Below are 11,148 nucleotides of genomic sequence, written 5' to 3' on the forward strand. Positions count from 1 at the left end.
GTCGTCCCGTCCACGTCGTAGTCGCCGTAGATGAGGATCTTTTCCCCGCGCTCGATGGCCGCCAGCAGGCGCTCCACCGCCGCCTTCATCCCCGCCATCGCGTACGGCGAGTGCATGTCTTCGAGCCGGGGATGCAGGAAGGCCTGCGCCGCTTCCGGCGTGGCGATGCCGCGCTGCGCCAGCAAGCGCGCGATGACAGGTGAGAGCCCGGCCTCGGAGGTGAGCCGGCTGACGACCGCGGGGTCCGGGGTGCGATACGTCCACTGCACGCCTAGTGCTCGTCGTCTTCGTCGTGCTCGTCGATGACCAGCCCGCCCATGCCCTCGGCCGAATCCAGCAGGCGCTGGTAGCGCTCGTACCACTCGGTGGAAAGCTCGTAGAGGAACATCACGCCCTGGAACGGCCACCCCAGCTGCACGAACCCGGTCTTCCCGACGAAGGTCTTCAGGTACTGCGCTTCCTCGATGTCGTCTTCTTCCGGGAAGGTCGCGTTCTTCAGCCGGTTGATGAGCGTGTCGAGGTCGGCGCGCGAGAGCATCGCGTCGTTCATCGTCAGGAAGGGCGCGGCGGCCGCCTTGGCCAGCTCCACGAAGTCCTTCCACTCGTCCGGCGACTCCGGCTGCCGCCACATCACCGAGTCCACCTCCTCGGTCACGTAGCCGTGGAAGCGCTTCATGCCGTGGCCCTCGATGAAGGCCACCATGTCGTCTTTGATCGTGCTGAGGTCGTCTTGCATGGCAAAGCGTTGTCGGTCGTGGATCGGCTCTCGGCCAGAAACTTCGCGGCCGGCGACTCGGGGCCGACGGCCGACGACCCTCTATGCTATCCTAAAAAGTTAGCACCACACGCGCAGACGCATCCGAATGCTCTTCTCGAAAGAATACGTGGCCTACCTGGGCCGCGAGCTCACCAAAAAGCTGATCGCCGGCGAGCAGATCGCCACGGACGACGTCCCTGGCACCACTGCGCGCGTCACCCAGGCCCTGCTCGACGAGCTCTCCGTCGAAGACCGCATCAACGACGAGGTCCGCGTCATCCTCGAGCAGTACCAGGACGAGATGAACCGCTCCGGCGCCAGCTACCAGGAGATGTTCAAAAAGGTCAAGAACGAGCTCGTCCGCAAGTACAAGGCGGTGATCTAGGTGCGCATCGAGCAGACCAGGATCGAGAGCGGCATCCGCATCTCGCGCGACAAGCTCAACGTCCTCGCACGCGCCGTCGCCGAGGCCCTCAAGACCCTCGACCAGGTCGAGTTCATCGAAGATCCCAACACCATCCGCCAGCAGACCCGCACCTACCTCGAAGACCTGCTGCGCGCCGAGGTGCAGATCGATCGCGCCGCCCGCGCCAAGATCGAGTCCCAGAAACGCACCATCCTGGAAGGCACGCAGGAGTGGGACATCCTCTACCGCAAGTACTACCAGGAAGAAGTCAAGAAGCTCGGCATCTAGTCTTCAGACGTCAGCCAATCCACTTTGAAGGGTCGGCCTGAAGTCTGAAGTCTGAAGTCTGAAGACTACGCCACGTTCCGCTCCGCCGCCGGCTGCGCCGCCATCCCCGCCAGCTTCTTGTCCATGCTCGCCGCCGCCTTGCGCGCCGCCGCCACCGCCGTCACCACGAGGTCCGCGCCCCGCACCGCGTCGCCCGCCGCGTAGATCTCCTCGCGCTCGGTCTCGCCCGTCTCTTCGCTCTTCACCACCACCGTGCCCCACTTCGTGGTGTGCAGCGCCGGCGTGGTCTCCGGGATCTCGGTGTCGGCGTTGTAACCGATGGCGAGCGCCACCGTGTCGCACGCGATGGTGAAATTCGAGTCATGGATGGGCACCGGCGACCGCCGGCCCTTCGCGTCCGGCGGGCCCAGCTCCATCCGCACGCACTCCGCCGCCACCACCTCGCCGTCTTTTCCCCCGACGAACCGGATCGGCAGCGTCAGGCACTCGAAGATCACGCCCTCTTCCTTCGCGTGGACGCGCTCTTCCATCCGCCCCAGCATCTCCGCCTCCGTCCGCCGGTAGAGGCAGTACACCTGCGTCTCGGGATTCAGCCGCCGTGCGGTCCGCACGCAGTCCATCGCGGTGTCGCCCGCGCCCACCACCACCGTCACCTTCCCCACGTGCGGCTTCGCATCCGCGTCGTTCGCCCACTGCGCGGGCAGCAGCTCCGGCGGCAGGTTCCCGCGCACCAGGTACTCCGTCGCCTGGTACACGTTCTTCAGGTGCTCGCCCTCGATCTTCATCGCGCCGCCCTTGACCGCGCCGTACCCGAGGAACAGCAGGTCGTAGCCCGCGCCGTGCGCGCCCGCATGCAGCAGGTCCTCCACCGGGTGCTCTTTCCCCGCGTGGTAGTTGCAGACGAACTCCACCCCCAGCTCGTGCAGGTGCTCGAGCTTCGCCAGCACCACTCCCTTGTCGAGCTTGAAATTCGGGATGCCGTAGAGCAGCAGGCCCCCCGGCATCGGCCACATCTCGTAGACGGTCACGCTGTGCCCGCGCACCGCCAGCTCTTCCGCGACCGTCAGTCCCGCCGGACCGCCGCCGATCACCGCCACCCGCCTCCCCGTCGGCGCCGCGCGCTCCCGCCGCAGGTGCCCGTAGTTGTGCCGCACGTAATCCGCCACGTACGCCTCGAGCTTCCCGATCGTCACCGGCGGCTTGCGCGCGCCCACCACGCATGCGCCCTCGCACAGCTTTTCCTGCGGGCAGATGCGCCCGCACACGTCCGGCATGTTCGACGTCTCGTAGAACGTCTCCGCCGCCGCCAGCACGTCGCCGTTGCCGAGGTGGAAGAACGCGCCTGGGATGTCGTTGTGCAGCGGGCACGCCTGCATGCACGGCGCGTGCTCGCACAAGAGACACCGCTGCGCCTCCAGCACCGCAAGCTCGGGCGTGTAGGTCTCGTAGACTTCGTTCCAGTTGTGGACGCGCTCCTGCGCGTCCTGCTTGGCAGGCTTGTGCACGTCGATCTGGTACCGCTGTCGACGATCTAGCATCCGCGCTACCCCCACGTAGCGCGCGACGGCCGCAGGCATCAACCGCCGGCGGCCGTCACTTCTCGTGCGCCTAGCCTAGTCCGCCTGCGTCCCCGATTTCAACCCACCGGCCCAAAAAACCGGGCGCGGCGTTCCTCCGCCGCGCCCAAATCGACAATCGAAAATCGCAAATCGACAATCCCTAGAACCCCGGCGCCTTCTCCTTCGTCTTGTCGCACACCAGGCTGGTCGGCTGCGCCGGCAGGCTCGGGATCGCCAGCCGCGGCGGGTTGACGAAGTCGAACAGCTCCGTCATGTCGTCCTGCGCCGACACGCGCGCCGTCAGCGGCGTCAGCCCGAACCGCACCGAGATCAGCTTCAGGATCGCCGTGTTGTCCCGCACCACGTGCGACACGTAGTGCGGCTTCACCCACGGGCTCACCACGATCAGCGGCACGCGGAACCCGGTCTGGTCGAAATTCGCCTTGATGTCGGTCGACCGCCAAAGCGGCGCGATCGCGTCCGGCTTCACCGCCGGCTGCGGCTTCACATGGTCGTAGAACCCGCCGCCTTCGTCGAACGTCAGGAGGAACACGCTCGACGACCACGCCGAGCTCGCCATCAGCGCGTCGATCAGCTTCTTCGTGTTCGCCGCCCCCTTCTGCATGTTCTGCGTCGGGTGCTCATCCAGGTTCAGTTGCGACGCCCGCTCCAGGAACACCACGCTCGGAAGCGTCCCGTTCTGCAGGTCGGTGTAGTACTGCGAGATGTTCACCACCTTCGTGCTCTGCGTGCTCCAGTCCGCCCAGTCCGCCAGGAAGACGCTCGAGTCCTGGTAGTAGTACTTCCAACTGACGCCCGCCTCGCTCAGTTGCCGGAAGATGGTCTTCGGCGTCCAGCCGCTCGCCGGCGGCGGATCCGGCCGGATGTGCCCGAAGCTCGTCCCCGCGAACAGGTACATCCGGTTCGGGATCGTCGGCGCCATGATCGACGAGAACCACCGGTCACTCGTCGCGTACTGCCACGCCAGCTCGTAGTAATACGGCAGATCGTTCCAGTCGTAGTACCCCATCGCCCGCGTGCCCTGCGGGTCGATCGACGACGGGATCGACCCGCTCGCCTTCATGAAATAGTCATTGGCGCCGTTGTGGTAGGAGTAATGGCTCTCGTTCCACCCCGGGCTCAGGTTCTCGTGGCACGCCGTCTGCTGGTGATACGGCGAGACGAACTGCCCGCTCGAGTAGGTGGGCAGCTTCACCGACAGCGGCAGCTCGTCGAACGCGTCGAAGTTTCCCTTGTTCCGCCGGTATTGCCCGAACCGCCCGAAGTACTGGTCGAAGGGCCGGTTCTCCTGCATGTAAAAGATGATGTGCTTGATGTTGCTCAGCCCGGTCCCGCCGCCGCCACCGCCGCCGCCCGAGCCCACCGTGATGTAGATCGTCTGCTTGAAGACCTGGTTGGCGGCGTTCATGCCCTGCACGGTCACCCTGCGCGTGCCGTTGGTCATCGCCAGGCTGGTGTCGATGGTGGGCGCCTTGACCTCGTACTTCTTCACTCCGTCCACGTAGATCTGCATCACCGTCACGGCGCTGCCCGACGACTTCGAATTCGCCACGATATGCACCGGCGACGCGACCGTCGCGCCGTCCGCCGGTTCGCAGATCGCCACGCCCGGGTCCGTCGCCGGCGTGCACGGCGGCGGGCTCGTCGCACCCACCGTGATGTTGACCGTCTTGTTGAACCACTGGCCGGCGGTGTTATGACCTTGCACGGTCACGCGGTGCGCCCCGTCCGCCAACGGCAGCATCGTGTCGATCGAGCTCGCCCGCACCTCGTAGGCCTTGTTGTGGTCCACGTAGACCTGCATCAGGTCGACGGTCGAGCTGGAATGGCTGCCCGCCACGATGTGCACCGGCGAGCTCACGTTGGCGCCGTCTGCCGGCTGGCAGATCGTCACCGAGGGATTGGTCTGGTCGAGCGTGCACTGCGCCCCCGCAAACCCGGTCGCGGCGAGCAGCAGGCAAACGATTCCAAGCGGTCGTGCGAGAAGAGAGCGCATAACAAGGCCCTGGGGGGGAACCAATATTTACTATCTAGTTACGATGCTCGGACCCGCGCCAGTGCTGCCGCTGCCTGAATTTCTCCACGATGATTTGATCTTCTCTGCTTCCCCTGCGTCCTCTGCGCCGCTCATTCGCCCCCCTCATTTCCCTCTTCTTCATGAGCCGACGCTGTAACAAACCAAGAGAAATCGAATTTCCTCCTCTCCTCCTCTCCTGCTGTTTTCATTTCGGCCCCTTAGAATGGAAGCAGATGCCCTCCGCTGTTTCCTCTAAGGTCCACGAGCTCGCCCTTGCCGCGGGGTTCGACCGCGCCGGCACGGTCTCGCTCGCGCAGCCCATGCCCGAGCTCGACTTCTTCCCCGCGTGGCTGGAGCGCGGCGCCGCCGGCGACATGGACTACCTCGCCTCCCGCGACGAACACGGCCGCCTGAAGCGCGCGAACGTGCAGGCCACCTTCCCGTGGGCGAAGTCTGCCATCGTCTGCGCCCTCGACTACAACACCGCGCCGCCCTACTCCACCGAATGTCGCGACCCGCGCCGCGGATGGATCTCGCGCTACGCCTGGTTCCCCAACACCGATTACCACGACGCCGTGATGTCGCGCCTCATCCGCCTCGAAGACGCCTTGAAGCGCCAGCACCCCGCCGCCCGCACGCGCCGCTACGTCGACACCGGGCCGCTCCTCGAGCGCGTCCTCGCCAAGTACGCCGGCCTCGGCTGGCAGGCGAAGAACACCTGCCTCATCTCCGAAGACGCCGGCTCCTGGTTCTTCCTCGGCGTGCTCCTCACCTCGCTCGAGCTGCCCTCGCCGGCCCTTCCCGCCCCCGACCGCTGCGGCACCTGCACCGCCTGCCTAGACGCCTGCCCCACCAACGCGTTCCCCGCGCCTTACCAGCTCGACGCCGCGCGCTGCATCTCCTACCTCACCATCGAGAAACGCGGCGCACTCCCTGACGACCTGCGCCCGCTCATGGGTGATCACCTGTTCGGCTGCGACATCTGCCAGGACGTCTGTCCCTGGAATTCGAGAGACCGCCACGACCAGCACCGCGCCGCCCTGGCGAAAGCACCCGAGTTCGTCCCCGATCCGTCGCTCGTCAACCCGCCGCTCGAAGAGATGGCCACGCTCTCCCGCGAAGACTTCCAGCGCCGCTTCCGCCGCTCGCCCGTCAAGCGCGCCAAGTACTCCGGCCTGCGCCGCAACGCCGTGGTCGCCATGGGCAACAGCGGCGACTCGGGCTTCCTCCCCACGCTCCAGCGCCTCTCTCACGACGACGATCCGGTCGTCGCCTCCCACGCCGCGTGGGCCATCCGGTATCTCGAGCGGTAGGCGCCGGCGACCCGCCGGCGCGCTTTGCGCTACCATAATGTTGATGTCGCGCCTCGCCCGCCTCTTCTCTCTCGCTCTTCTGCTCGCCCTCTGCGCGCCCTTCCTCCACGCCGGCGAGCCCGAGTGGACCGAGGTCCGCTCCCCGCACTTCCAGGTCATCACCGACGCCGGCGCGAACAAGGGCCGCGACGTCGCGCTCCGCTTCGAGCAGATGCGCCACGTCTTCGGCGCCCTCCTGCTCAAGGACAAGGTCAACATCCCCGTCCCGCTCCTCATCATCGCCTTCCGCAACAGCAAGGAGATGAGGCAGCACGTCCCGCTCTGGAAGGGCAAGCCCGTCAGCCTCGCCGGCCTCTTTCAGGGTTCCGAGGACCGCAACTTCATCCTGCTCGACCTCTCCAGCCCCAACGCCTTCGAAGTCGTCTTCCACGAGTACGCCCACCTGCTGCTCAACGGGAACTTCCCCCGCATGCCGGCGTGGTTCGACGAAGGCTTTGCCGAGTACTACTCCACCATCAAGGTCTCGCAGAAAGAATTCGAGGTCGGCGACGTCCCCGAGTACGTCCCCTACGTCCTGCGCGAGCGCGGCCTCATGCCGGTGGCCGACCTGTTCGCCGTCACCCACGACACCGCCACCTACAACGAGAGCGGCGACCGCCGCTCCAACTTCTACGCCCAGTCCTGGCTCATGGTGCACTACGTCTTCGACAAGAAGAAGCTCGCCGAGACCGCCGAGTACTGCAAGCTCACCATGACCGACAAGCTCCCCGTCGTCGACGCCATGCGTCGCGCCTTCAAGCTCGACCCCAAGCAGTTCGACAGGGAGCTCAACAGCTTCTACCGCTCCGCCAGCGTCGTGAAGTGGACCATCCCCATGCCCCCCGGCCTGGAGAACGTCAACACCTACGGCTACCAGATCCGCAAGCTGCCGTTGCTCGACGCCCAGACCGAGATCGCCGACTTGCACGTCCACTCGCGCGACTACATCGACCGCGGCGTCACCGAGCTCGAGAACATCCTGCAGCAGGATCCCAACAACGGACGCGCCCGCCGCTCGCTCGGCTACGCTTACCTCTACCGCCAGGATTTCCCCAAGGCCGCCGAGCAGTTCTCGCAGGCCGCTCAGCTCTTGCCCAACGACCCGCGCGTGCACTACTACGCCGCGTCGCTCATCCAGCACCGCGGCGGCACACTCGGCGGCGACTTCAACGCCGCCGCCATGCGCGACCACCTCCTCAAGTCCGTCGAGCTCGACCCCGAGTACGCCGACGCCTGGAACCTCCTCGGCTTCGTCTATCGCATGGACCAGAAGTATCCCCAGGCGGTCGACGCCATGCTCAAGGCCATCAAGCTCTCGCCGCGCGAGGACCACTACCGCCTCAACCTCGCCTACATCTACCTCGACGCCCGCAGCTACGACGACGCCGGCGCCCTGCTCAACTACCTCAAGACCTCTTCCGACTCCAGCGTGGTCGCGCAGGCCGAGCAGTCCCTCGCCCGCCTCGAGCAGATGAAGGCCGCTCCCGCACGCACCGGGCGCTTCGAAGAGCGCTCCCGCCCCGCCACCTACGACAACCCCAAGTGGCAGAAGCAGCCCGACGACAACGCCGCGGCCCAGCCCAATAGCGACCAAGAGCCTCCGCCGCCCACCGACATCAAGATCGACCAGCGCCCCATCCTCTGGCTCAAGGGCAAGCTCTCCGCCGTCTCATGCGACCCCGCCGGCTCCGCCACTCTTACCGTCACGTCCCAGAAGAAGACCGTCCGCCTGACCACGCCGAACTACAAGAAACTCGTCCTCATCGGCGCCGATGCCTTTTCCTGCACCTGGTCGAACGTCCCCGTCGCCGTCAACTACCGCGAGTCTTCTCCCGGCGCCGGCGACTTGGTCTCTCTCGAGATCCAATAGTCGTCTGGAGGCGGCCGACTCGCCCGCCTCTCACCATCCCCTCATTTCCCTCTTCTTCATGAGCCGAGGCTGTAACACCCCCGAAAACAAAGAAAAAAACCTCCTCTCCTCCCTCCTCCCGTTTTCATTTGCTCCTCCCTGCGTCCTCTGCGCCGCTCATTTCCACAAAAAAATCCCGCCCTCTCGGGCGGGATTTGCGGACTTGGGCTGGACCCCTCGTCCGGCTCCGCTATCCGCGGCTTACGTTCGCGGCCTGGAAGCCCTTGGGGCCCTTCAGCAGATCGAACTCCACGGTCTCGCCTTCATTCAGCGTCCGGTATCCCTGCTCCTGGATGGCGGAGAAATGGACGAACACGTCCTCCCCGGTCGACCGCTGGATGAAGCCATAACCCTTGGCGCCGTTGAACCACTTCACTGTGCCCTTCTCTCTCACAAACTGCTCCTCTTTTGAGAAGGTTGCTGTTCCGACTCCGCGCCCCACGCAATGAAAAAGGCCGCCGGCCGCGCCTTACGCGCGCTCCGTGCGGCCCTGTTCTCTCGACATGAAGTCCGATCCGAAGTGCAAAAACATCAACCCGAATCCGCTTCTCCCCTGTGAGGGAAAGCGAGGGGATGATACCAGACACTCCGGATTTGGCAAGTCGAGCTGCTTGGCGGGCGTGAGCGCAGCCGCGAACGCGGCGCAGCGCGAGCCCGCTAGCGAGATCCTGGGCGTAGCGACGCGCAGTCGAAGGATCCTTGCCCTACCACTGCGTGATCTTCACCGTGTCCAGCCACGCGTCGTACGGCTTCGTCACGCCGTTGCCGTCGAGTTGGAACGCCACGTTCAGCAGCGTCGAGCTGCCCGTGCCGGTCTTCTTCTGCACCTGCTTGTTCACGTAGTGCTTGGTGCCGTCGAGCGTGAAGGCCACGAACTTCGGCCCGTCGGCGGTCCGCTCGAACTCCCACACCAGGTGATGCCACTGGTAGGCCGTCGGCGCGGTGCATGCGATCCCCGTCGACGTCCACTTCTTGTTGTAGTTGTCGTACACGCGCCACGTCCTGGTGCCGCGGATGTCGCACTCCGTCCCGAAGATGTACTTCACGCCGTCGGTCTTGCGCGTCTGGTTCACGTCGAACTCCAGCGCCTGCGCTGCCGCCGGATCCTTCAGGTAGAAGTACAGGTCATAGACGAAGTGGCTCGAGCTTTCCCGCGCCTGCGCGTACTTCCACCACAACGCGGTTCCGTACGAGACCGCCGTGCTGTCCCCGATGTGGAATTTGATGGAGTTCCCGTCGCGCGACGGATCCTTCTGCGCGTAGGTCACGCTGTGCGCCACGGTCGAGCCCGCCCCGCCCGGGCCCGCGCACACGTCGCAGGAGTTCCAGCCCGTCAGCTCGTCGATGTCGGCCGTGGTGATGGCGGTGCCAGGGATCGTGCTCGAGGTGCCGCTGGCCGTCGCCCCGACCGAGAAGCTCACCGACGACTTCGCCGTCGTCGCCGAGTCGTAGGCCACGATCGTCAGCTTGTGGCCGCCGCTCGCCAGGCTCACGCTGGTCGAGAGCTGCGCCGCCTTCACCTCGTACTTCTTCGACCCGTCCACGTACACCTGCAGCAGCCTGATCGCCGAGGTCGAAGACGTCGCGCTCGCCGTCACCTGCACTGGCGACCCCACCGTCGCGCCCCCCGCCGGGCTCGCGATGGTGATCACCGGCGCCGCCCAGGCAGCAGCTCCGGTCACGCACAAGCTTGTGATGAGGGCGCGCAGCAGGCGCGCAAGGTTCCGGCCCATGTTGGTTTCTCTCCTGTGTTTACGCGGGTCCGCGCGTCGTTCTCGTTCGCCCTCGAACACAGCATGGGCGGCTTCTGCGTACGACTTTTTCAGGATAGCCCGATTCGTTCTCCGTCCAGCTTCTACTCTGCAATTCCGAAGTTCGGGTACTAGGCTCGGATTACGGCCCGGCCTTAGTCCTGACTTCGGCGTAGGGCCTTCCCTCGTTTCCCTCTTCTCCATGAGCCGACAGGGCGGCCTCCCCCGGACCCAAAAGAAAAAGATTTCCTCCTCTCCTCCTCTCCTCCTGTTTTCATTTGCTCTTCCCCGCGTCCTCTGCGCCGCTCATTGGTCCTGCTACCATGACCCACCATGCCTGACGCCGCGACGTCCCCCGGCCCCAAGACCCGCGTCTTCCGCGCCGCCCGCGGCTTCCACCAGCGCGTCTGGCCGACCGCCAAGTATCTCTTCCAGACCGACGTCCACACCTTCGCCTTCTCCGTCGCCGCCAACGCCATCCTCTCGTTCTTCCCGTTCATCGTCCTGCTGCTCACGCTCATCCGCTTCGTCTTCCGCTCGCGCGCCATGAACCAGGTCGTGCTCGACCTGCTGCGCGACTACCTCCCCGCCGGCCAGGACTTCATCCTGCGCAACCTCAACGTGCTCATCAACGCCCGCCGCGGCGCCCAGGTCGCTTCGCTCGCCATCCTGCTCATCACCTCCACCGGCGTCTTCCTGCCGCTGGAGGTCGCGCTCAACCGCATCTGGGGATTCACCAGGAACCGCAGCTACCTCGGCAACCAGCTCGTCTCGCTCGGCCTGGCCTTCGCCTCCGGATGCCTGGCGCTGCTCTCGGTCGCGCTCACCGCCGGCCAGCAGACGCTGCTCCGCGGCGTCGTACCCGACCGCTTCGTCCTGCAGATGATCACCTTCGTCACCATGAAAGTGCTGGCGGTCTGCGCGACCATCACCATCTTCTTCCTCATCTACTGGATCCTGCCGGCCGGACGCGTGCCGGCGCGCGCCGTCCTGCCCGCCGCCGTCTTCACCGGCCTGCTCTGGGAGATCGCCAAGTACGCCTACATCTACCTGCTTCCCTGGCTCAATTTTCAGGAGGTCTACGGCCC

Annotated in this window: 9 protein-coding genes and 1 pseudogene; 4 read left to right on the top strand and 6 right to left on the bottom strand. The window is 65.7% G+C overall.

What is annotated here, in order from left to right; translation table 11 throughout:
• Together VLA96_02250 and VLA96_02255 are read right to left on the bottom strand one after the other, a co-directional pair.
• Positions 1-269, bottom strand: a 269-nt coding sequence (locus VLA96_02250; GenBank protein ID HSE48010.1) for a hypothetical protein, incomplete at its 3' end; no start/stop codon positions are given.
• Positions 270-271: 2 nt separating this feature from the next.
• The gene (locus VLA96_02255; protein HSE48011.1) at positions 272-736 is read right to left on the bottom strand and encodes a hypothetical protein; all 465 of its coding nucleotides are present in this window, start codon (positions 734-736) and stop codon (positions 272-274) included.
• Between the two features lie 127 nt (positions 737-863).
• Between VLA96_02255 and VLA96_02260 the strand changes: the two are divergent.
• Positions 864-1,451: pseudogene (locus VLA96_02260) on the top strand (DUF507 family protein).
• 65 nt (positions 1,452-1,516) lie between these two features.
• Here the strand turns inward: VLA96_02260 and VLA96_02265 are convergent.
• Together VLA96_02265 and VLA96_02270 are read right to left on the bottom strand one after the other, a co-directional pair.
• On the bottom strand, positions 1,517-2,989 hold the full coding sequence (locus tag VLA96_02265) for an NAD(P)-dependent oxidoreductase (GenBank protein HSE48012.1): 1,473 nt from the start codon (positions 2,987-2,989) through the stop codon (positions 1,517-1,519).
• A gap of 181 nt (positions 2,990-3,170) precedes the next feature.
• Complete coding sequence (locus VLA96_02270) at positions 3,171-5,027, bottom strand: alkaline phosphatase family protein (GenBank protein HSE48013.1); 1,857 nt, start codon at positions 5,025-5,027, stop codon at positions 3,171-3,173.
• Positions 5,028-5,281: 254 nt separating this feature from the next.
• On the opposite strand from VLA96_02270, the gene queG reads away from it, so the two are divergent.
• Together queG and VLA96_02280 are read left to right on the top strand one after the other, a co-directional pair.
• Positions 5,282-6,361 carry a tRNA epoxyqueuosine(34) reductase QueG gene (gene queG, locus VLA96_02275; GenBank protein ID HSE48014.1) on the top strand — a complete coding sequence of 360 codons (1,080 nt, stop codon included), beginning with the start codon at positions 5,282-5,284 and terminating at the stop codon, positions 6,359-6,361.
• Between the two features lie 43 nt (positions 6,362-6,404).
• Entirely contained in the window at positions 6,405-8,270 is a 1,866-nt protein-coding gene (locus tag VLA96_02280) for a tetratricopeptide repeat protein (protein ID HSE48015.1), read from the top strand.
• A 229-nt stretch (positions 8,271-8,499) separates the two neighbouring features.
• Here the strand turns inward: VLA96_02280 and VLA96_02285 are convergent, their stop codons facing one another.
• The gene (locus tag VLA96_02285) at positions 8,500-8,703 is read right to left on the bottom strand and encodes a cold-shock protein (protein ID HSE48016.1); all 204 of its coding nucleotides are present in this window, start codon (positions 8,701-8,703) and stop codon (positions 8,500-8,502) included.
• A 310-nt stretch (positions 8,704-9,013) separates the two neighbouring features.
• The gene (locus VLA96_02290; GenBank protein HSE48017.1) at positions 9,014-10,042 is read right to left on the bottom strand and encodes an Ig-like domain-containing protein; all 1,029 of its coding nucleotides are present in this window, start codon (positions 10,040-10,042) and stop codon (positions 9,014-9,016) included.
• A gap of 351 nt (positions 10,043-10,393) precedes the next feature.
• On the opposite strand from VLA96_02290, the gene VLA96_02295 reads away from it, so the two are divergent.
• On the top strand, positions 10,394-11,148 hold a 755-nt coding region (locus tag VLA96_02295; GenBank protein HSE48018.1), incomplete at its 3' end, for a YihY/virulence factor BrkB family protein.

This window comes from Terriglobales bacterium (assembly GCA_035457425.1).
Classification (GTDB): domain Bacteria; phylum Acidobacteriota; class Terriglobia; order Terriglobales; family Acidobacteriaceae; genus JACPNR01.